The organism is Shewanella sp. UCD-KL12 (genome assembly GCF_001957125.1).
GTDB lineage: Bacteria > Pseudomonadota > Gammaproteobacteria > Enterobacterales > Shewanellaceae > Shewanella.
Window position 1 is genome coordinate 68,638 of the sequence record NZ_MPHJ01000015.1, and the last position, 20,764, is coordinate 89,401.

The following is a 20,764-nucleotide window of genomic DNA, read 5'->3' on the forward strand; positions in this document are numbered from 1 at the left end:
CCTCGATAGTATATTCAATAATTTTAAAGTGTCAGTTACCCTTCAGGATGAGCAATAAAGGGGACTTTTTTTAAGAACAGCTTTAAGGCTTGCCAGTAAATCCCAAGTACAATATTGACACTCATAACAGGAAGGCTTAGCCAGGTTTTAAATAAGTGACGTCGGCTAATCTCTCTTTTATTCAACGCCAAACTGGCTTCGAACTGCTTACCCTCTTTATGATTCTCGATTCGTACAAACGCTTTATCTGAAGGCGGGATCACTCTCCAGTGATAACGCATATCCACCTCCATAAACGGCGACACATGAAATGCTTTATCTATTACCATATCTCCTGCCATATCAATAAGGTAGTAATGACGCTGATCCCAAGGAGTGTTACTTACTTCAGCAAGCATATACTGACAATCATCGTTTTTGTCGTAACAAAAGTAGAAGTTAATTGGGCTAAAATAGATACCGAAACATCGACACTGAACTAACATCAATATTCGCCCATCTATTGTTTTACCACCTAACTGCTCAACTTTATTTGCAATACGTTCTTTAAGCTCTCCTGGTTCACTTTCAAGGTAATCTTTTTCACGAAAACGTATGGGGTTAAACCAATTAAGCCCTAAAATGCAACTTTGATGGAACACCTGCTCCTGTTCATCAATATCGATAGCCATCATGTAAATAGAGTAAGTGAATTCATGTTCAAACTTACCTTGTCTGCGGTGATACACCAGCCCTTGGTAGATGCCACTTTTCATAAAGCAAACCCAAAACGTTCAGCTACATCTACTGCACTATGAACGCCATCTTCATGGAATCCGTTATACCAATAGGCGCCAACAAAATGGGTATGATGCTTACCACAGATCTCTCCCCTTCGCTTCTGAGCACTAACAGTATTACTGTCTAGCACAGGATGATCATATTCAAAGCGTCTGATAATCTTCTCAGGATTAATATAAGCGGTTTGATTTAAGGTCACGCAAAATGCACTATCGGATTCAATTCCCTGTAATATATTCATGTTGTAAGTCACATTAGCTAAAGCATCCTTTTTACCATCAAGCATATAGTTCCAGCTTGCCCATGCTAGCTTTCGTTTAGGCAATAAAGACTCATCTGTGTGTAGTACCACTTCATTGCTCTGATAAGGTATCCCTGATAACACCTGAGTCTCTTTCTCAGATGGGTCCATCAGTAGTGACAGTGCTTGATCTGAATGGCAGCTAAAAATCACTTCATCAAACACCTCTACTCGCCCATCATTGAAATAGAGCTGAACCTGCTCCTCTTTACGAGTCACTCCGATGAGGTTAGCGTTAAGAACGACTTGCTGTGTTAACTGCTCGGTTAACTTATTGACATAAGAGCGAGAACCGCCAGGTACCACATACCACTGAGGTCTATCAACAATATTTAGCAAGCCATGGTGATAAAAAAATTGAATAAAGAAAGACAGCTCAAAGGATTGCATCTTTGCCAAGCTTGTGGACCAAATTGCCGCTCCCATTGGTAAAATGTAGTGCTGACTAAAAGTGGTGGAAAATTGTTGTTCAGCTAAGAACTCACCGAGTGTAAGTCCTTCAGGAATAGTGCTTGATTCGTGCAGTGCCCTGCAACGATTATTGAACTTGATGATATCGGCAATTAATCGCCAGAATTTAGGCCTAAAGATGTTTCGGCGCTGTGCAAATAGCGAGTTGATACCGTGACCGTTATACTCAAAACCTGTGCTTCTGTCATGCACACTAAAGCTCATCTCCGTCTCTTGTCTTTCAACACCTAAACGGCGTAACAGCTTATTAAAACGCGGATAAGTTCTATCATTAAATACGATAAAGCCTGTATCTATGGCATAGCTTTTACCACTATGCTCAATATCGACCGTCGCGGTATGTCCGCCAACATAATCATTCTTTTCAAATACAGTGACTTTATGGCTTTTATCTAAAAGGTAAGCACTGGTCAATCCCGATATTCCGGAACCGATAACGGCAATCTTTTTCATCAGGCACTACATCCTTATGGCGAGACGACGCCAAACGCTGAAAGGTAAACAAGCCAATAGCTTCATTAAAAAGGTAAAACGGGAGGGAAAATCGATATGATGCTTACCTTTAGCTAACCCCTTAGCTATGCAAACAGCAGCCTGCTCGCTGGTGATCTGCATCGGCATTGGAAAGTCATTTTTTGCCGTTAAAGGGGTGCTCACAAAGCCAGGACGAACAATACTAACCTCAATATCATGTTGCGCGAGATCTATGCTCAAGGACTCTCCAAGGTAAGATAGCGCAGCCTTAGATGCCCCGTAAGCCTCGGCCCTAGGCAGAGCTAGCAGCTCAGCACTAGAGCTCACAAATACGACTCTGCCCCCTTTTTTAATATGCTTAAGCCAGGCCTTGAGCCCATAAGCCACTGAAATAAGGTTTGTTTGAATAATATCTTCAAAACTATCAGCATCAAAATCAATGGCGTTGTCGATATAACGGCAATTTCCGGCATTAAAAACAAGCATATCCAGTACGGGTAAATCAGAAGCCACCTGCTGAACTTGTTCTTTATCTGTGATATCAAACGCAATGGTTTGTATCTTTTGGCCAGACGATGCAACCTCCATTAACCGACTTTGATCACGACCACAAGCCAACACTTTCCAACCTAAATTATCATAGTGTTGCGATAAGGCTTTCCCTATCCCAGAAGAGGCGCCTGTTATCATCACTGTACTCATCTAATTGCCCTCTTCTTGACTGCTTTAACCGCTTTACCTAGAAGGGGAATGTGTTCATACAGCATAGAACCGACATCGAGATAATCCCTGTGCATAACAACTTTGTTATCTCTCTCTACTAGGTGAGAATGCCCTTCAACCACTATCTGCTTACCGCCATTTAGCTTTGGATGACAAAACATCATGGTCCAATAAATAGCAGCTTGGTTATCACAAGAAAAAACCGAATCGATATGAAAAGTACACTCCTCAATATGTGTATAAAGGGAGTCGAAATAGTTCATCAATTCGTCAAGTCCATCTACACGGTGTAGTGGATCACTAAACTCGATTTCTCGATGGTATACCTGTTGAAGCGAAGTTAAATTGCCAACACCTAAATCACTATAAACAGATATAAAATTTTGAAGCCATAAGGCCTGAACCATAATTTACCCTTTGTAATACCTAACGTATTACCCCTTATAAAATGCGATAGCCCTCAATCTAGCGGTTTTATGCTCTACGACTGGCGGCCAATAAATATCTGATACTCCATGCTTCTCCATGTAGTCATGGGGAAAATGAATATATTTTGTAGGAATATCATTAAGCTCTGGTAGATACTTACGAATGAAGTCACCATTTGGATCAAACTTTTGGCTCTGAAGTATTGGATTAAATACGCGAAAATAGGGTTGAGCATCACAACCGGTACTTGCAGCCCACTGCCAGCCGCCATTATTGGCAGATAGATCACCGTCAATGAGATGCGACATAAAAAACTGCTCACCCTTGCGCCAGTCCACTAAAAGGTGCTTAGTTAAAAAGCTCGCAACCACCATGCGCAACCGATTATGCATCCACCCTGTATTAATAAGCTGCCTCATCGCTGCATCCACCAGCGGATAACCAGTTTTACCTTTGCTCCATGCATCAAACTCTTTTTGCTTTCCGGGCCACAGGGTTTGAGCATACTTTTGAAGAAAGGGAGTTTGCTTAGATAGTCTAGGATAATGAAATAGCAGGTGCTTATAGAAATCACGCCAAATCAATTCATTAAGCCAACAAAATGCAGGGTGATTGACATCTTCAATTAACAGAGGATAGCGCGCCATAAGCTGTTGATATAGGGTTCTTGGACTCAATGCCCCAATGGCCAAATAAGGAGACAAACCTGATGTAGCTTTGATCCCAGGGAAATCTCTTCGCTCTTCATAGTCATTCACTTTAGCGCTTAAAAAATTCGGGATTACCTTCTCCATTACCTCATCCGCCAATGGCCAAGAAGCCGATAATGATGAAGACTTTATTAAAGAAGGTAACGGGTCCCCTCCACCTGTAAAGTCGCAACAGAGTGACGATAAAGCCTTGCTTTTGTGCTGAGGCCTTCCCGTACACTCAACCCCAAACTCTCGTACATGTTTAAGCCAGGCTTTTTTAAAAGGGGTAAACACCTTAAACATTTCGCCGGATTGATTCAGTACTCTTCCTCTTGGAGCGATAACATCACAATCATAAAACTCAATATCTAAACCACTTGAAAGCATTGCTTTATCTCTTTGCTGCTCATTAAATTCAGGCTCTGAGTTAGCTAATACGCGGTGGATATGATGTTCACGACAAAAACGAATTAACAGCTCGCTTTGCGCGGTAAAATCTGTTGAGGTTAGGTGAATAAGTTTAATTCCATACTCAGTAAGATGTTGCTCAAGTTGCAACAGATGCCTACGGATAAAATCTAGCTTAATCGGCGCTTCGTGGTGTAAATCCCACTGCTGCGGGGTTGAAATAAACAGTGCATAGCGGCAGCCATTTGCTACCGCATTCATTAAGGCTGGGTTATCAAAGCATCTTAGATCTCTGCGGATCCAAAGTAATATCATTAATATCCATACCTTAGCCTTAGCTCCTTAGGATGAGGATTAAGGTATGCTTGCTGCTTTAAGTAATCATTAGGAAACTCTAGTAAGTAATGCTTAATTAAGGTCAGTGGCACCAATAGTGGTGTCAACCCCAATCTGTAAGTATCAATCTGATCTGTTAGCTCTTGACGTTTTGCATGATCAAGCTGTTTTTTAAAGTAACCTTGCAGATGATGTAATGTATTAGTGTGGCTCTTGCGTGATGCCTTGTTTTTAAGTGCCTCCATTAAACCTGCGATATATTGGTTAGCTAACTCATCAAGGGCTAAATCACTACTTCCAAGTAGCGTCCCTAGCTGACGATAACTCTCAATATGGTGGCTCATCACTAGGTACTTTTGCTCACTATGAAACTGAATAAGCTTGTGCTTTGTTATGCCACTGGCGGCTAAATCTAGCCATTTTTGATAGGTAAACACTCTTGTCATGAAGTTTTCACGTATCACTGCATCATTAAGTCTGCCATTTTCCTCTGCAGGTAACAGAGGGTTAGCCTTCATCACCTCACGAGCAAACAAACCGATGCCATTGGACTCAGAACCTTTACCGTGATGGTGGTGGACCTTAACTCGCTCCATACCGCAACTAGGACTTTTAGCACAGAATATAAAACCACTCAGGTTTCTTATCTGCTCTCCAACTTGTTTACCATATGCGGTTAATTTTTCAGTCACATCGCCACTGCCATCAGGGCGAGAAACGGTAATAATGTTATCCTTTATTATCTGGCGGATTGTGGGACGCGGAATAGGTAGCCCAATAGCGACCTCTGGACAGAATGCTTTAAAATTAGCAAACTCAGACAATGCTTCTGTACAAAATTGTGAGCGTTTATGGCCTGAGTCATAACGGACGTTTTCACCCATCACACATGCACTGATCCCAATCGTTAATTTTTTATCCATCATCATCTCCCCACTAATAGATAAACTGACCAATAGGGTTAAGTAACTGACTGACCCCTTTGGTGAAGTGAATCGCGTCATTTGAAACAGTGAGGCACACGCATCCTGTTTTAGTCACTGGTTGATGAGTGTGCTCAGCGTCAAGCCAAATAAAATCACCTGCTTGATAAACACCCATCTCATCTTCAAAGCTGCCCTGTAGTAACAAAGTCACTTCAAACCCCTTATGAGTATGGGTCGGTACACTTCCTCCTTTATCGATATGCAGCAGACTGGTTCTTAAGTCACCATCTTCAATACTCAAACGAGAACGAGAAAGGTTCCCCAACCCCTGAAACGGTTTTATCTCAATGTTTCTTAACGCCCTTGGTACTTTAAATTTAGCACCAGAAACCTCAATTTCTTTATCTGTAATGGCCGCCAAATCTACAGTTTCTGCAACGTGCTCAACCTCCTCGGTAGCAGACGTTATCGCCTCTAACATAGACAATTCACTGTCATTGAGTGAAGCTTCAACGTCAGAGTCAAAATCCATTAGCTCTTCGCAAAGCATCTCCACTTGAGGCGCTAAGCCAAACTGCGTAGCTGAGCTTGAACCTTCACCAAAGCAAGCATTCGCAGCTTGCTCTGTCAAACTTTCAACCTGCTTTTGACATTCAGGGCACATCTCAACATGGCTTGCAATCACGACAGAGAGCGAAGCAGGCAAAGATCCTTCTACAAATGATGACAGAAGCGACTCTTTAGGATGTAATTTAATCATGTGACTCTCCTACCTGCTCTTTTAACTTCGCAAGGGCTAATCTTAATCTGGATTTGACGGTACCGATTGGAATATTGAGCTGTTTAGCAAGTTGCTCTTGAGATAACTCCTGAAAATATACCCCTTTGACGACTAACTTTTGAGCTTCTGGTAACTGATCAACATAACCAGCTATCTGTCTGTCCATCAAATGATCAGAGAACTCTTCACTGGCGCTATATTCCTCGGCTTCAATTGGCCAGATATCGTCGCCGAGTAGCAGCTCATTCTTAACTTTGATTTTTCGTAACATATCAAAAGCGGCATTTCTCATGATGCTGTAGACCCAAGTGGTTGCCGCGCCTTTGCTTGGATCATAAAGAGAAGCTTTATTCCATACACGTGACAACGTCTCCTGCACCAGCTCTGCCGCCATGGCATCAGTGTTGAGTTGTTTTATGCCAAAACGCTTAATCTTGGGTGCAAAAAAGGTGAAAATAGCAGTAAATGCACGCTTATCACGCTGTGTAGCAACAAGCACTATCCAAGCACTTAACTCAGTAGGAACCTGCTCTTCTGTTTGTTTAGAGATGATATTATTAACCTCAACAACGCGTTGTATCCCCTCAGTTTTCAGCATATTGGTGTACTCATTATTTCAGCACTATTTACATCTATACGTAACCCAAACCGAAAAGGATCAACTGTTTTTAACTTTTCCTTGAATTAAAGTATGTAAAAAACCTTCGATTTGGTCAAAGCTATAATCAAATATAAATTTTTCTTTTTTATTCAATGATAAAGGTAAGATCTCTATAAACCTTGCACAAACCCAATTAGCGTCATGAAAATACGTTTTTTTATAAAGGTCTCGCAAACTGATATGGGATTGAAAAATGTCTTGTAGAGATTCAGCTAATTCACGTGTCTCAGAACTGATTTCACGAAAGCCCCAATGGGATAAAGGAGTGAATGTAGCGCTGAGTAATCCACCAATATCTCGCTCTACTTCCCCTAGTTTTACTAGGTTTAATGCTTGAATGTCGATGAGCAAAATGTTCCCTTCAGCTAAATTAAAATCAATAATCTTTACCCGCCCCCCCCAATTTGAACAGGAGTATGGTGAGTGTTTTTTTTGCAAGCAAACTACAAAACCATCACCTTTAATCGCTTTTTTTATCATAGAGATATATTTAGGTTCAAATATCTTTAATCTTTGTATTCCACCTGGCAATATCACCATTGGTAGCGGCATTACCGGCAAGTGCTTTGCAAACTGACTAACCTGTAAAGGATTAATATCTTTCACATTAACGGCCCATTTATATTTTAAGTACAGATAAATACGCTGTAGATAGTGTTTTAGATCTGTTAGCTAGGCTAATCAGTTCAAGAATTGAAAATAAATCTGCTAATTGATTAAGCGACCTTATAAGAGTGGAGTCATTTAATCTGAATTTAGGAAAAAAGTGGAACTTACTGGCCATATCTACATAAGTGAGATTAGGCAGTATGTGATAGTGAATTAAACTCAAATCACCTAAAGCAAACAAGCTATAGAGTCACGGCATATATTTAAGCTTGCAATCACAATCATAGCCATTTTACAGGTAAAAATAAGCTCGCGACAAAGGGATCACAAACGACTGACTAACCCGAACATCGTATTTCAAAAAAGTGATTCCGGTTCCATAGTTCGCCAACAAGGTTTCAAAGCGGTGATCACATCAGATATCCGGATTAGCAGTTAAATAGGATGTAAAGTGTGACGGGATGATAAAGGCGAGCCCTGACTCGCCTTTGTCTTTTCGACAGCCTAGTCATTAAAACTTATACTGCAGTGATGCTTTTATCGCGCGCCCATCGGAGAACATAGCGCTGTTGCTACAGCCGCCTCTGAGGTAATAAGTATCAAATAGATTATCAATATTGACACGAAAAACAGCTAGGTGCTGATTAGAAAAGTGCACACTATGGCTATAGCCCAAATCAACTTTAACATAGGCCTCTTTTAAGAAGTCGTTAGGTGTATCACCAAATCGTTCTCCCACATAGACAGCGCCAACAGAGAGCTGACTTTGTTCGGTCACATCAAAGTTAAACCAGGTGCTCGCGGTGAACGCTGGCGTATCCTTAGCCCGTTTACCTGTATAAAGCGGATCGCTGATAATTTTTGCATCTAGATACATCACGGAGGTAAGCATAGATAGTGACGGGGTTAACTTACCTTCGACCGTCAACTCAACTCCATTATGTAAGGCTTTGCCATTTTGAGTGGTGACAGGCTTATCATCACGTTTATCTGTGACAACTTTATTGTTTTTTTCGATAGAGAAAAGCGCTGTAGAAACATATAAAGCGCCCTCTAAAAATTCACCTTTAGCGCCAATTTCAAAAGATTGACCACGTTCAGCCTGTAACTTTTTTCCGTAGTTAACATCATCACTGTTAGAGATTGGATCTTTAGGTTCAAAACTCTCACTATAGGTCGAATAGATAGAGGTATTTTCAGTTGGGTGATAGATGATACCAAGCTTTGGTAAGACATTATGACGAGTCTCATGAGTCGTCTGCTCTCTATCAAAGCGTAGCCCCGCTAACAGATGCCAGCTGTCGTTAAACTCAATCATATCTTGAGCATATAACCCATAGGTATGACGCTGTACATGAGTCATAGCAGCGCCATTGCGATAATCCAACTCTTTAGGTCGCTCTATAATATGTCGATCATTGAAACTCGCTCGCCCAGCAATAGCCATCTTCATCTGTTGCCCAGTTCGATCGTAATCTACAATACTGCTTCCAACTAGCAGCCTATGGTGTATATCACCAGTATAAAAATCGCCTTTAAGGTCAAAAAAGGCTGTTGTAACGTCGAACCTCTCAAAGGTATCACGGCCTCGAAGTGAATATGTTCCCTTATCTAAATCAACGTTTTGTACTTTGCCATAAAGACTTTCAAGAGTCTGTCGCTGATGCCTTTGCTGATTAAAGCCCATATTGATTGACCAAGCATCATTAAGGTAAGAGTTAAACGTGAAGCCACTATTCTCTACTTGTGATTTACGATTAGACCAAGGCATATCCCAGATATAATCCCGCTTTCCTGCTAACTCAAATTTCCCCGAGGCTTTATTCTTAAGATGCTGTGGCCCCATCTCAATCCTGCCCTCATCATCAGTAAGATCATAGTTAAGACTCAAGGTCGTATCTTCACTTAAATCAGCCTCAAGCATTAATGCTCCGACAAAACGTTCTTGACCAGCATAGCTACCATCTTTATACCTGCGCCATCCATCTTGCGACGATTTAGATAAAATCACCCTAGAGCGAATGCTACCAGACTCATTCAAACTACCACCAGCATCAAGCAGCGATTGATTAAAACCAAATGAGCCATACTCCTGAGACAGATTAAACTGCATCTCATCATGGGCTTTCTTCGTTACTAAGTTTATCATTCCGCCAGGCGTCGACTTTCCATAAAGCAGAGCCGATGGTCCTTTAAGGACTTCGACACGTTCGTAAAGCTCAATCGGTTGAGCATAACGAGATAGATGATACTGACCATCTCGCATATAGCTTTGATCTGGCTCCAGTACAAAACCACGCATATAAAATCGTTCGCGATTGCGTCGTACATTTCCAACAGAGACACTGGCATCGTTTCTTAATACTTGGCCAAGAGAACTGGCGCGTTGAGCCTCGATTAACTCCTTGCTATATACCGAGATTGAACCAGGCGTTTCAAGCTGACTCATATCCATTTTCATCGCTGAACTATTCGACGCAATCGGCTTGCTAATACCCATCACACTAATAATCTCTATATCGTCATGCTTGTCGTGAGCATAAACAAAGATGGGGTTAATCGCTGCTAAAATGGATAAAGCAACACTGCACTTAGAGAACATAAAGAGGCCAGGTAGTCTGAAATTTCGCTCAGCCTATAGAGCGAGTTATTACTAGGCTTTTTTACGAGAGATATAAATGCTTGGTGACATTCATACCGATAAGCTTTATCAGTATTGCAAGTCATTGAGGCCACTCTTATGAACACCATAATCCGAAGATCGCTGATAACAGTGTTATTTTTCTCCATAGGCTATTTAGTTAATAACACGCCAGCCTTCGCGACGTCCCTTGTTGATTGGGATAGCACAGAGGGAATACACAGGCTAAGTGAATCAAAGGTCAAACAAGATTTTTTTAGTTTATCCCCACACTTTGAAGGGCAAGAGAACAAGGTCTATTGCGGTGTCGCCTCCATGACAATCGTTTTAAATGCACTGAGAGTGGGCAAAGATGAACATATCATTGCATCAGATCAGTCGATTATTGCACAAGATGAAAGGGTTTATTTTCCACAAAATGGCTGGAGCCCGCTGTTTAACCGATACAGTCAAAGCACTGTGGTAGCACTCAGTCCAAAAAGTAAGCTCGAAATAATGGGGAAACCCTCAAAGGATGGGGGCAATGACTATGGACTCAGCCTATCAAACCTTTCAGGTCTAGCGACGAATCATGGGTTAATAACCCAAGTGTTTTTCGCCAATAATTTGCAAGACAAAACACAACAGAAAGCAGCGCTTATTAGTACATTATCAGCGCCGCATAAATACGCCATAATTAATTACTCACGCGTTGTGTTAAACCAAGCTGGTAGCGGGCACTTCTCCCCGGTCGTTGCTTATGACAAAGACTCTGATTCGTTTTTAATTATGGATGTGTCTAATACCTTTCAAACTTGGGTATGGGTAGAGTCCGATGCACTTTTTAACGCCATGGCTAAGAAAGATAAAGATACCTCTAGAGGTTTTGTTATCCTGTCTGAAGCTTAATAATACCATTTCCATAAAAGAGTTAACCATTCAGCGGGAGTTAAAACCGCTGTAGGCAAGGGCAATATTTGCTCCTGCAATATAGACATTCACCACATCCTTGTGGCTTTAAGTGGGTTGAATAGATGTTGTCACTAGGTCGGTTCCCCTAGGCGATGACGGCTTGATAAACAACCAGGGTCACAAACAGTAAAACACTTGAATAGAATGTAAGCGCAAAGCCAAACGCTCTAGCCGGTGCGCCCTTGTGATAACCGATAAAGAAACTTATGCGCCCAATGGCAAACAATATTGAACAGATAGGCGCGGTAGATAACCATGAAGCAGGCATCAAGAGACACCAAGCAACATAAACAGAACCCGCGATAACAATTTGCTCTAAGGTATTTTGCAGCAGGCTTTGTAATATTCCAGCTTGTTGAGAGCCTGAAGTAAGCCCACTACCATCTATATCTTCTGGGCTAAAAAATCGATATTTAGCGAGTCGCCAATGGACACAATTAACAAAAGTATGGGTAAAATTAGCGTTCCCCCAAGCACCTCAAGCCTTTGTGAATAGTGGTTAATTTCTACGTAGTTAAATGGATCATAGATAACAGCTAAAGAGATACTCAAAATTGAGAGCAGCATCGCTGATACCATCCCTTTAAATACACCCAATTGTTTTACTGTTAACGCCATCTCACTCGCCTCTTCATACTGCACCGACACATAAAAGGTAACGATTAGCTAAAGTAGACACCTCTTTCTTGATTAAGAATGTCTCTGGCGCATCGCTAAAAACTATCTCATCGCAGTTTTTACGTCTTTTTTGATAGCTTCGGTGACATGAATCAAGGGTCTGGCTGCCACTAGACTGAAAACTTTCATCGTTACATAACTGTTTTGCAAGTATGGTGGCACCGGATTTGACCTCGCTAAGCGTCGCCCCTTCCTGCTCTACTTTATTAATAATCTCATGCCAAGAAGTGTATTCGGGGGCACACTTGCTATTGAAATATTGATAGAGCGCCACTAACACGCCGATAACTAATAAGTATTTCACCGTAATTCCTTTTACCAAAAAAGCATCATGGCCATTAAGTCATCGGTTAAAACTTAAATTTCACACTTTCTAATGGCTATTTCTTATCCCTTTTAAGCACTTCACTCATATCTGGCACTATCGTTACCGGATCGAGCCGCATTTGATACCAGTTCACTCGCCAGTCAAGGTGTGGACCTGTGACTCGCCCTGTAGCCCCCACTTCAGCTATAGGTTGGCCTTGTTTGATAGATTCCCCTACTTTCACATAGAGCTTGCTAAGATGTAGAAAGCTTGAGCTGACCCCATAGCCATGATCGAGAATGATAGTCCCACCTGAATAGAACATATCCGGCACAGACAGACTGATCACCCCATCAGCAGGTGCAATAACGACAGTTCCCGTCTTAGCTGCCACATCGACACCATAATGCGGGTTACCTGGCTTACCGTTATAGACACGCTGACTACCATACACCCCAGAGATACGCCCAGTCAGTGGCCAGATAAAGTCTTGATTGAAAGATTCTATCTCAGAGAACTGACCGCGTGCAGCTTTGACTTGCTTGCTGTCTTTAGCTGAACGCGCGAGTGCTTCGGGGTCAGGCGTCATGATCTTTTTACTGATCCCATTAACACGATCAATTTTATACTCTTTCGTTGCTATCGAAAGCGGCTTAATTTGAGTCAGTCCGTCAGGATAAATCAGCTTTAATTCTTGCTCTAATTCAGCGTCGCGGGCAAAACCAAAGGCAAACTGACCGTTTGGGGTTACTTGAATAGGAGCGCCATTTAAATATGCTTGAGTGCCTGGTTCAACCTGAGCACGGATCAAGGCGCCCTGCTCCATCTTGCCAGTCAGTTCAACTTGAGCTAATGTCTGAGCAGACAATCCAGAAGCTGAAATAAAGGAGACTAACAGCAAAGCTTTAAACCTGGTAAGAATCGTCAAACAGAGCTCCTTGTTGGAAAGTTATTATGAGTTTACTGATAGATGCCGTAACGGATCAGTTAAACCCTAATCCGCACAAGATTGATTATCGCTATACGTTAGGGCCCTTGACTGAAATAGCCCCTTTACCTACCCCTTCATAAGCAATAACTTTAAACGTTTTTTCAGGTGATTGAGCGACCAGAGTGTTAGCAACAAACTCGGCGAGTAGCTCAACCGTTGTATCGTGAGGGATCACCTCGCATGAGGACTTAGGCATAGCGAGTTGAAACTCACCTTGTGGTGCCTGATAACAAAATCCATAATGGCTCTCATCATTGATACTCGCCTGTGGTGATAATGAAAGTTCACCGACTGGCACCACATCTTCTTGAGTGGCTAAATATATGTCCTTCCAGCGCTCAGCCCAATATTCGTCTAAATGTGGCGCAGCAATACCATTTTCAAAAATATTAATCGGGCTACGGTGCCCGTGAGCAATACGCTGACAATTGCCATCATGTTTTCTAAGACCATGGGAATAATGGTAAAAAGGCGTATCGTGTAACTCATTTCTCAGTGTCAGAGCAATACCCTCAACATTTTCAGGCAACGCTTCTCTCAGCGCCTTTTGCAGAAACGTGTTAACACTCTCAAAATCGATAATTTCACTAGGGATCAGTGCAAAAGCTTGAGCTGGGCAAGCTAAGTGAATATCACCTTTTAAACTATTAAAATCCATCCAAACTTTATCGCCCTGCTGCTGCCAGCGAACTTCGCTGTACGCAGTAGGAATAAGTAAACGATGATCGGCCACATTATCAATGGTGTCTTTGATCGTGCGTTTTACTTTTGAAAAGTCCAACACCATGTTTTGTTCATCTAAGCCGCCATCAAGCAAAACATCCACAATCCAACTTTCGCCTACCATGCCGCGAATTGGACACAAATAAGAAAAATCGATAACGGTTAAATCTCTAACAAAAAGTTGCATTTACGCTCCTAGGTAGAAAAACAGTCCACCTTTTTTTACGCCCATTCGGCAGGGGCCGAAAGACAAAATTGTTCAAAAATGATTTCAAATCACCTTATCAGTTCTGGCAAGTTTACATGCGAACACTGTTTTTTTCGACCCGTTTATTCCCTCTGAAGGTAAAGTTGAAAAGTACGCTTAATTTGCCATCAATATAAGTATCAAGAACAGATAAAGTAAAAAGGCGCCATAGGCGCCTTAACTCTCTTGCAAACCGTGATTTAAAACAGCTGCTATTGCCCGCCTTTCAAGCGACGGTCAAGTTGGTCTTTTAAGTTTGCGGGGACACCTTTGATCATTATGGTATCTGAAATAGGGTCATACATGACTCTTTCGCCAAGATGCGCACCATCGAAACTCAGGGTCACACCGCCACCAGTGCCGGAAAACTTTTTCAGCTGACGCAATGTTGGTTTATCGCCAGGAAACTCATCTTCTAACTCATATTCACCACTCTGAGCAAAGTCATAAAATGAATCCATGCCACTATCGGCCAGTTCATCGGCTAAATTTTTTATCTCTATATCTGCACCTACATCGCAACGTTCAGTACAGTAATCGAATACTTTCTCGCGGCACTGCTGACGCTCATCCTTTGTCAGCTCACTGCTAGACACAAAATCCTCAACAGCATTCATCAACTGTTTATTTTGTGCTTTGGTATTCACGCCTTCGACACAACCCATAAAGTCGAGGAAGAAATCAGCGACTTTACGGCCTGCACGTCCACGAATAAAGGAGATATATTTTCGTGAATCTTCATCTGCTTGCCATTCAGTAAGATCAATACGCGCCGCAAGTTGAACATCTTTAAGGTCTAGATGGGTATTTTGCGAGAGCTCCATATCATCAAGTACTGTCATTGACGACTTTGCATTGAGCAAAGAGACATATAAATAATCACTGGTCATATGGGTATAACAGGAAAGCAGTAAATATCCTCCCTGACTAAAATCATATTTAGCCAGCTCCTCTTGCAGTAATTTCCCTGCTATACCTGAAAATTCAACAAAGCCAAGCTCACCATTTCTATACTCAGTCAACGCCTGCATAAACTTAGGGTTGGCCTCACCATCTTCACCATGAGTACCAAAATGACCAAAGCCTTTACCCGCCTTCGTCGTGTAAGTCTGATGCAGCTCATCGAGCATAGCTTCAACGGCTTCACCATTTAACAGAGGTTGGGGACGTAGACGACAGCTCAACTGTCCTTCAGTGTCTTGAGAAATTGAGTGGATGATTGCTTGTTCGACGTTAATACTCATAAGCCTCGATAAAGATAATGTGGTTTAAAGTAATGGCGGTGTCACCTTTGAATAAGGTGACCAGGCCCGCTCATAATTAGAGCAGAACCTAACCTTAAAATTGCCACCTATATTGCCCGATTTGCAATAACGCTTCAACAATAAGATAGCAAAGTTAAATCCCAGAACTATTTATCCATAAGCACACGAAAAAATCGGTTACTTTCTGTGATTCATGCATAAAATTACTGCTCAATTCGCCCATTGTCTTCCATTGATATCGTGCTAGGTGTGAATTTCGGTTATCATAGGCGCCAAATATCTAATGAACAGAAACACTTTTTAAATATGGCTATACAATCTAAATATTCAAACACACAAGTTGAATCTATTATCGCAGAAATCAGTGCTGTGCTAGATAAGCATCAAGCACCTACAGATCTTAGATTGATGGTACTAGGTAACTGTGTGACTGACCTGCTTGCACGTAAGGTTCCTCAAGAGGCTAGAGCACAAGTTGCAGAGCAGTTTTCTAAAGCCTTAGCGCAATCAGTAAAAGGTTAATACCTGCTTTACTGATTGAAAAATTAGCAAACATAGTTTAAAAACATTTAAGATACTTTAGTGTTTAATAAACAAACATCTAAAACGGTAAGCGGAGCCACATGGTCGAGCGTAAAAAAGAGATGGGGCGTGATCGCGTATCACGCCTAGTAAGTTGGGGGCACTGGTTTGCCTTCTTCAACGGCTTTCTTGCTATGATCGTAGGCTTGCGCTATCTCGATAGCGTTGGCTACCCCGAAACTCTGATTGGCTGGGGTTACCTTGCCATAAGCACCATCGGCCATTTCAGCTTTTTAGCATTTATTGTTTACCTAGTTTTAGTGTTTCCAGTCACTCTGCTGTTGCCTTATTCTAAAATTCTCCGTGGTTTTGCAGCCGTTGTGGCCACTTTAAGCCTGTGTATCTTACTGTATGACACCATCATTTATGATGATTACGGCTTACACCTCAGCCCCTTTGTTTTTGACTTGGCTTGGGCCGATCTAAACGCCCTCTTACGTGGCACATCTTATATTGTCACCCCTATTGGCATTCTTATTTTAGAGCTAACCGCAGCAAACTTTCTTTGGAAGCGAATAGAGAAAATACATAAGGTTCATTGTGGTAATAAGGTTGTCGCCTTTGTGGGGCTTTGCTTTATCAGTAGTCATATCATTCATGTTTGGGCCGATGCTACTGACGTAAGAGAGATAACCCGTTTCGATGATGCCTACCCCTTGTCGTACCCTGCCACGGCTAGATCTTTTATGGAAAGCCATGGCATTGACAGTACACAGCAACCAAAGAGTTCTCTCAAAAGTAGTTTGAACTATCCAGTAAAACCGCTGCAATGTACCGCCAACGTTGAGGCACAAACAAATATACTATTACTGACTGTAGACAGCTTAAGAGCGGATATGCTGGATAATAAAACCATGCCTTTCCTTAGTCAGTACAGTGACAATAACCAAGCATTTCATCACCACATAAGCGGTGGCAACCAGTTTAATAGCGGAATGTTTTCTATCTTATATGGTCTTCAAGGTAGCTACATTAATGCAAGAGGCCTATCTGAAAAGTCTCCATTACTGACACAAACATTAAAACAGCAAGGCTATCAATTGGGGTTATTTGCTGCCGCAGAACTCTCCCAAATGCCCCATGCAAGTTTTAATGATTTTGAGCAAATCTTATCTGCTCCCAACGACAGTGGTGCACAGCAAGACATTCAATCAGTAGTACACTTTCAAGAGTGGCAATCAAAGCAACAAACACCTTGGTTTGGCTTGATTAACCTTAAAGCCCCTGACAGTTACGATACCCCTATCGGTTTCTTAGGGATTGAGACGGTTAAAGCAAAAGAGAAATTAAAACCCGCTCAACGGGTACTGTTTAATCAGTATCGTCAGTCGCTGAATTTTATTGATCAAGAGATTGAGAAAATTGTGACTTCATTGCCTGAAGACACAATAGTGATCATTACTGGTGTTAGCGGCAAACTCTTTACCAGTAACCCTAACGAAGCGCGTAGTAACTTGTCACCTGCCAATGTACATGTTCCCTTAGTGATTCATTGGCCGCAAGCTCAAGCCAAAGATATCAATTACCGTACTAGTCATTACGGCATTGCCCCAACCCTAATGACACAAGTACTTGGCTGTACGAATGTAACTTCAGATTATAGTGCAGGACGTAGCTTACAACAGCCAGATGAAGAGTCCTGGATCTATGTCGGTGATAATAGAACCTTTGGCATCTACCAAAAGTCAGAGATAACCGTTATCGACAGACATGGTAAATATCGAATTTATGATAACGATTATAAACAGCGCCTTCGCAAGAAAATGAGTGCACCAGAACTGATTGAGGTCATGCGTGAAGGTCGCCGGATGTATAACCATTAACACCTGACGAATACGCCAACAAAATAAAAGGTAGCGCTTATGCTTTGGCTACCTTTTGCATACCCATCACTTTAAAAGCTTACAAACTAAGCAATTAGCGCATTCATATTGACTATTGTCTTGCAGAACCTTAAGTGAATTGATAAAGTTCTGCCTCACCTAGAGAGCCCCCAAGTAACTGTCTAGGTATCTTAGTTCTTACTAAGAAGCATCTCGGGATATGGCCTAGTCCGGTAAGGCGCTTGTCTGGGGGACAAGAGATCGCAGGTTCAAATCCTGCTATCCCGACCACATTAAAAAAGCCAGACTTACTCAGTAAGTCTGGCTTTTTGCTTTCTAGCATCTTGCCCTTGCCCCACAATTTATACCTACTTATGAGCTAGCAAGATCAAAAAAGCCAGACAATTGATGCCTGGCTTTCACTGGAGTGTAAAGTTAGCAGACCTCTATACAATAAACATGAGACCCAGGGAGAGAGCTGCTAAATCATCTTTACTCGTGGCAATCAGCACACTCAGTGATCTTCATATCTGGTGTGTGCATTTCCATATCAAGCTCATGTGCACTGCCCATATCATGACAATCATTACATGTAGCAATCGTCGCTTCTGATTCAGTATGCATAGTTACGTCGATCTTCTCGTGACAATCGGTGCAATCAACAGCCATTGCAGAACCTGCGAATGCGAGCGCGGCGAACATAGTTAAATATTTCATCTCTATACCTCTTGAACTTGGGATATTCCCCAAGCCTAATTTTTAAACGGCTTGCATAAGAGGCTAACACCTCTTTGACTAACCACATTGCATCTTGTACCTCCAATTTTATCGATTAGTATTAATCGAATCTTAATTTGGGTGACTATTCTGAATACTTGCTTAACGGATCATCTTTTAGAATTCGAAATTGTGACTTAGGTCAGAAGCATAGCGATATTCAACACAATAACGTTATCAAAGCAGATTGTATTATGTTTACTTTTCAAACAGAAACCTCTAAGCTGATTTCGCTAAATAGTCTTTTGATAAAATCAGTATTCCCTCTCAAGGAGCATTTGCCTCAATGAACAACTAACACCTGTTTTCCAATGTTATCTCTTTATCTGGAACCCAGGGTTAGACGGCGATGCTCTATCTGCTCAATGCAATATTTTTATGCTTTACGCACTCACTTTATGCACGTTGAATATATGTCTGATTTATAGTTTAAAACTATGAACTGCAAATATATTGCTAATGGCAGAAAATGATAAAAGCTCGCCTCCCCTGCTTCCACCATTAATGGAGGCACTATGCCCATACTGAATGCTCAAAAAATTACTTTTACATTACCCACGGGAGAATCATTGTTTAGTGACATCTCCTTATCTATTGATTGCAAATTTTCGGCAATCATAGGCCGAAATGGCGTTGGGAAATCAGTACTTGCATCGATACTGGCTGGCAAGTTACGGCCCGAATCAGGACAAGTTTCTCAACCCTTTGAGCACCTAGGCTACTTTAGCCAACAATCTCAAGACATAGATACAGAGCAAAGCATTGCCCAGTTTATGGGGGTGGCGACAACACTTGAAGCTATCACCAGAATCGAGTCAGGCCAGTATTCCACAGAGGACTTAACGCTAATAGGTGATAATTGGCAAGCAGGTGAGCACTTAATCAGAGCATTAGGTGAAATAGCCATCACATCTACATTAGAAACTCGTTATTCACAACTTAGCGGTGGAGAGCAAGCTAAACTTCGCCTGCTAAAACTATTTAACTCAAAACCTGAGTTTCTCATTTTAGATGAACCCTCGAATCATATGGATGCTATTAGCCGGCAATGGCTTTTATCACAGATTAAGAAGTGCAGAGCGAAGGTGCTGCTTATTAGCCACGATAGGACGCTCCTCCATCATGTGGATATTATCTTTGAGCTAACCAGTTTGGGTTTAACTCAGTATTTGGGTAATTACCATCACTTCCAAACATGCCAACAAACCCATTTAGCAGCCCTTGAACGTAAACTTACAGATGCTCATTCTAGGCAGAAGCAGCTAACTCGCCTCAAACAACTCAACCTTGAAAAAGCACAGCAAAGGGCTTCAAGTGGAAAGCGTCTGAGAAAATCGACAAGCCAAGCAAAAGTTCTCCTCAACACCATGAGGGATAAGGCTGAGAAATCAGCATCATCCCGTAAAATACAGAGTGGACACTTGCTCGCACAGAACCGTGACACTTTGAATCAGTTATCACTCCAAAAAGAGTCAGTGAAACCGCAAAAGCTCTATTTTCAAGAAGCGGAAAAGGGCATACAACAAAAGCGATCGTGTCTGCTTAGCATTCAGGCGCTAAAGCTCCCCTATACTAATAATCCCCCTTTAAACTTTCAGCTGTTAAGTGGAGATAAACTTTGGCTTTCAGGTCATAACGGCTGCGGTAAATCCACATTGATGAAAGTTATTCTAGGCAATCAGTCGTCTAAAAGTGGTCAAGTCTATCGTGGTGCGCCGCTATTTTATTTAGATCAACACTTTGACCTTATCAAGCCAGAGCTCTCACTACTCGAGCACCTCTGTCATTATTGTTTAAATCAGCCAATAACACAGAGTCACACTTTATTAGCAGGCATTGGCTTTCGTGGTCAAAGTGTACATAAAAAAGCGAGCAAACTCAGTGGCGGTGAGAAGATGAAACTCTGCATGCTTATTGTCTCCCACCAAACACCAGTCCCCCTACTCTTACTCGATGAACCCGACAACCACTTAGACATAGAGTCTAAGACTCAGCTGAGCGAAACGCTAAGCATGTATCAAGGCAGCTTTATATTGGTCAGCCATGATAGTCAGTTCATCAAAGGCTCAGTTGTGACTCATACCATCGAGTTAACAGGCAAAGAAAATGTAGAAGGATTAACCGAATCACAAAGATAACTAAATCTAGTGACTGTTTTACCCTTGCAAGATTGGTATCCCTTCATGCT

21 protein-coding genes and 1 tRNA gene are annotated in these 20,764 nt (G+C 41.8%); 5 read left to right on the forward strand and 17 right to left on the reverse strand.

The features are described 5' to 3' along the window. Window positions 1-35: 35 nt before the first annotated feature. From BM736_RS19960 to BM736_RS20005, 10 genes are all read right to left on the reverse strand, one after another. Window positions 36-755: a DUF1365 domain-containing protein gene (locus tag BM736_RS19960; RefSeq protein WP_076415404.1), complete on the reverse strand. Its 720-nt coding sequence runs from the start codon at window positions 753-755 to the stop codon at window positions 36-38. Continuing rightward, the gene (locus BM736_RS19965) at window positions 752-2,005 is read right to left on the reverse strand and encodes an NAD(P)/FAD-dependent oxidoreductase (RefSeq protein WP_076415406.1); all 1,254 of its coding nucleotides are present in this window, start codon (window positions 2,003-2,005) and stop codon (window positions 752-754) included. Before BM736_RS19965 ends, BM736_RS19960 begins: the two co-directional genes overlap by 4 nt. A 6-nt stretch (window positions 2,006-2,011) precedes the next feature. Continuing rightward, window positions 2,012-2,728: an SDR family NAD(P)-dependent oxidoreductase gene (locus BM736_RS19970; protein WP_076415407.1), complete on the reverse strand. Its 717-nt coding sequence runs from the start codon at window positions 2,726-2,728 to the stop codon at window positions 2,012-2,014. Continuing rightward, window positions 2,725-3,156: a nuclear transport factor 2 family protein gene (locus BM736_RS19975; protein ID WP_076415409.1), complete on the reverse strand. Its 432-nt coding sequence runs from the start codon at window positions 3,154-3,156 to the stop codon at window positions 2,725-2,727. The genes BM736_RS19970 and BM736_RS19975 overlap by 4 nt, the downstream gene beginning before the upstream one ends. A gap of 27 nt (window positions 3,157-3,183) precedes the next feature. Further along, the gene (phrB, locus tag BM736_RS19980; protein ID WP_076415411.1) at window positions 3,184-4,593 is read right to left on the reverse strand and encodes a deoxyribodipyrimidine photo-lyase; all 1,410 of its coding nucleotides are present in this window, start codon (window positions 4,591-4,593) and stop codon (window positions 3,184-3,186) included. Beyond that, complete coding sequence (locus BM736_RS19985; RefSeq protein WP_372828709.1) at window positions 4,593-5,540, reverse strand: YbgA family protein; 948 nt, start codon at window positions 5,538-5,540, stop codon at window positions 4,593-4,595. The genes phrB and BM736_RS19985 overlap by 1 nt, the downstream gene beginning before the upstream one ends. 10 nt (window positions 5,541-5,550) lie before the next feature. Beyond that, on the reverse strand, window positions 5,551-6,300 hold the full coding sequence (locus tag BM736_RS19990) for a ChrR family anti-sigma-E factor (protein ID WP_076415415.1): 750 nt from the start codon (window positions 6,298-6,300) through the stop codon (window positions 5,551-5,553). Next, on the reverse strand, window positions 6,293-6,919 hold the full coding sequence (locus BM736_RS19995; protein ID WP_076415417.1) for a sigma-70 family RNA polymerase sigma factor: 627 nt from the start codon (window positions 6,917-6,919) through the stop codon (window positions 6,293-6,295). Before BM736_RS19995 ends, BM736_RS19990 begins: the two co-directional genes overlap by 8 nt. Window positions 6,920-6,979: 60 nt before the next feature. Continuing rightward, window positions 6,980-7,588 carry an LON peptidase substrate-binding domain-containing protein gene (locus tag BM736_RS20000; protein ID WP_083700402.1) on the reverse strand — a complete coding sequence of 203 codons (609 nt, stop codon included), beginning with the start codon at window positions 7,586-7,588 and terminating at the stop codon, window positions 6,980-6,982. Between the two features lie 514 nt (window positions 7,589-8,102). Beyond that, on the reverse strand, window positions 8,103-10,193 hold the full coding sequence (locus BM736_RS20005) for a TonB-dependent siderophore receptor (protein ID WP_076415418.1): 2,091 nt from the start codon (window positions 10,191-10,193) through the stop codon (window positions 8,103-8,105). 138 nt (window positions 10,194-10,331) lie between these two features. Here BM736_RS20005 and BM736_RS20010 point away from each other — a divergent pair, with 138 nt between their 5' ends. Next, a complete protein-coding gene (locus tag BM736_RS20010; RefSeq protein ID WP_076415420.1) occupies window positions 10,332-11,120 on the forward strand; it encodes a phytochelatin synthase family protein in 789 nt (262 codons plus the stop codon). A gap of 148 nt (window positions 11,121-11,268) precedes the next feature. Here BM736_RS20010 and BM736_RS25325 read toward each other — a convergent pair whose 3' ends face one another. The 6 genes from BM736_RS25325 to yejK all read right to left on the reverse strand — a co-directional run bounded on the left by BM736_RS25325 (window position 11,269) and on the right by yejK (window position 15,373). Then, the gene (locus BM736_RS25325) at window positions 11,269-11,571 is read right to left on the reverse strand and encodes an MAPEG family protein (protein WP_218638774.1); all 303 of its coding nucleotides are present in this window, start codon (window positions 11,569-11,571) and stop codon (window positions 11,269-11,271) included. Beyond that, window positions 11,568-11,801 carry a hypothetical protein gene (locus BM736_RS25330; RefSeq protein WP_218638773.1) on the reverse strand — a complete coding sequence of 78 codons (234 nt, stop codon included), beginning with the start codon at window positions 11,799-11,801 and terminating at the stop codon, window positions 11,568-11,570. The genes BM736_RS25325 and BM736_RS25330 overlap by 4 nt, the downstream gene beginning before the upstream one ends. A 13-nt stretch (window positions 11,802-11,814) precedes the next feature. Further along, window positions 11,815-12,165, reverse strand: coding sequence for a hypothetical protein (locus BM736_RS20020; protein ID WP_076415422.1), 351 nt, complete (start codon window positions 12,163-12,165; stop codon window positions 11,815-11,817). 76 nt (window positions 12,166-12,241) lie between these two features. After that, on the reverse strand, window positions 12,242-12,994 hold the full coding sequence (locus tag BM736_RS20025; protein WP_083700408.1) for a M23 family metallopeptidase: 753 nt from the start codon (window positions 12,992-12,994) through the stop codon (window positions 12,242-12,244). A 193-nt stretch (window positions 12,995-13,187) separates the two neighbouring features. Beyond that, a complete protein-coding gene (locus BM736_RS20030) occupies window positions 13,188-14,069 on the reverse strand; it encodes a 6-carboxytetrahydropterin synthase (RefSeq protein WP_076415424.1) in 882 nt (293 codons plus the stop codon). Between the two features lie 272 nt (window positions 14,070-14,341). Then, window positions 14,342-15,373 carry a nucleoid-associated protein YejK gene (yejK, locus tag BM736_RS20035; protein WP_076415425.1) on the reverse strand — a complete coding sequence of 344 codons (1,032 nt, stop codon included), beginning with the start codon at window positions 15,371-15,373 and terminating at the stop codon, window positions 14,342-14,344. A gap of 327 nt (window positions 15,374-15,700) precedes the next feature. On the opposite strand from yejK, the gene BM736_RS20040 reads away from it, so the two are divergent. From BM736_RS20040 to BM736_RS20050, 3 genes are all read left to right on the forward strand, one after another. After that, window positions 15,701-15,916, forward strand: a complete 216-nt coding sequence (locus BM736_RS20040) for a YejL family protein (RefSeq protein ID WP_076415427.1) — start codon at window positions 15,701-15,703, stop codon at window positions 15,914-15,916. A 101-nt stretch (window positions 15,917-16,017) separates the two neighbouring features. Next, a complete protein-coding gene (locus BM736_RS20045; RefSeq protein ID WP_076415429.1) occupies window positions 16,018-17,799 on the forward strand; it encodes a DUF3413 domain-containing protein in 1,782 nt (593 codons plus the stop codon). A gap of 214 nt (window positions 17,800-18,013) precedes the next feature. Then, window positions 18,014-18,090: transfer RNA gene (locus BM736_RS20050), tRNA-Pro, on the forward strand. Window positions 18,091-18,291: 201 nt separating this feature from the next. Here the strand turns inward: BM736_RS20050 and BM736_RS20055 are convergent. Then, window positions 18,292-18,516: a cytochrome c3 family protein gene (locus tag BM736_RS20055; protein WP_076415431.1), complete on the reverse strand. Its 225-nt coding sequence runs from the start codon at window positions 18,514-18,516 to the stop codon at window positions 18,292-18,294. Between the two features lie 575 nt (window positions 18,517-19,091). On the opposite strand from BM736_RS20055, the gene BM736_RS20060 reads away from it, so the two are divergent. Then, window positions 19,092-20,714 carry an ATP-binding cassette domain-containing protein gene (locus tag BM736_RS20060; RefSeq protein WP_076415433.1) on the forward strand — a complete coding sequence of 541 codons (1,623 nt, stop codon included), beginning with the start codon at window positions 19,092-19,094 and terminating at the stop codon, window positions 20,712-20,714. The last annotated feature ends 50 nt before the right edge of the window (window positions 20,715-20,764 follow it).

What these genes read in the sequence shown, in the direction of transcription:
- BM736_RS19970 (WP_076415407.1), bottom strand. Translation starts at nt 2,728, where the DNA reads ATGAGTACAGTGATGATAACAGGCGCCTCTTCTGGGATAGGGAAAGCC.
- BM736_RS20010 (WP_076415420.1), top strand. Translation starts at nt 10,332, where the DNA reads ATGAACACCATAATCCGAAGATCGCTGATAACAGTGTTATTTTTCTCC.
- BM736_RS19975 (WP_076415409.1), bottom strand. Translation starts at nt 3,156, where the DNA reads ATGGTTCAGGCCTTATGGCTTCAAAATTTTATATCTGTTTATAGTGAT.
- BM736_RS19990 (WP_076415415.1), bottom strand. Translation starts at nt 6,300, where the DNA reads ATGATTAAATTACATCCTAAAGAGTCGCTTCTGTCATCATTTGTAGAA.
- phrB (WP_076415411.1), bottom strand. Translation starts at nt 4,593, where the DNA reads ATGATATTACTTTGGATCCGCAGAGATCTAAGATGCTTTGATAACCCA.
- BM736_RS20055 (WP_076415431.1), bottom strand. Translation starts at nt 18,516, where the DNA reads ATGAAATATTTAACTATGTTCGCCGCGCTCGCATTCGCAGGTTCTGCA.
- yejK (WP_076415425.1), bottom strand. Translation starts at nt 15,373, where the DNA reads ATGAGTATTAACGTCGAACAAGCAATCATCCACTCAATTTCTCAAGAC.
- BM736_RS20005 (WP_076415418.1), bottom strand. Translation starts at nt 10,193, where the DNA reads ATGTTCTCTAAGTGCAGTGTTGCTTTATCCATTTTAGCAGCGATTAAC.
- BM736_RS19995 (WP_076415417.1), bottom strand. Translation starts at nt 6,919, where the DNA reads ATGCTGAAAACTGAGGGGATACAACGCGTTGTTGAGGTTAATAATATC.
- BM736_RS20025 (WP_083700408.1), bottom strand. Translation starts at nt 12,994, where the DNA reads ATGGAGCAGGGCGCCTTGATCCGTGCTCAGGTTGAACCAGGCACTCAA.
- BM736_RS20030 (WP_076415424.1), bottom strand. Translation starts at nt 14,069, where the DNA reads ATGCAACTTTTTGTTAGAGATTTAACCGTTATCGATTTTTCTTATTTG.
- BM736_RS20045 (WP_076415429.1), top strand. Translation starts at nt 16,018, where the DNA reads ATGGTCGAGCGTAAAAAAGAGATGGGGCGTGATCGCGTATCACGCCTA.
- BM736_RS20060 (WP_076415433.1), top strand. Translation starts at nt 19,092, where the DNA reads ATGCCCATACTGAATGCTCAAAAAATTACTTTTACATTACCCACGGGA.
- BM736_RS19960 (WP_076415404.1), bottom strand. Translation starts at nt 755, where the DNA reads ATGAAAAGTGGCATCTACCAAGGGCTGGTGTATCACCGCAGACAAGGT.
- BM736_RS25330 (WP_218638773.1), bottom strand. Translation starts at nt 11,801, where the DNA reads ATGGCGTTAACAGTAAAACAATTGGGTGTATTTAAAGGGATGGTATCA.
- BM736_RS19965 (WP_076415406.1), bottom strand. Translation starts at nt 2,005, where the DNA reads ATGAAAAAGATTGCCGTTATCGGTTCCGGAATATCGGGATTGACCAGT.
- BM736_RS20040 (WP_076415427.1), top strand. Translation starts at nt 15,701, where the DNA reads ATGGCTATACAATCTAAATATTCAAACACACAAGTTGAATCTATTATC.
- BM736_RS19985 (WP_372828709.1), bottom strand. Translation starts at nt 5,540, where the DNA reads ATGATGGATAAAAAATTAACGATTGGGATCAGTGCATGTGTGATGGGT.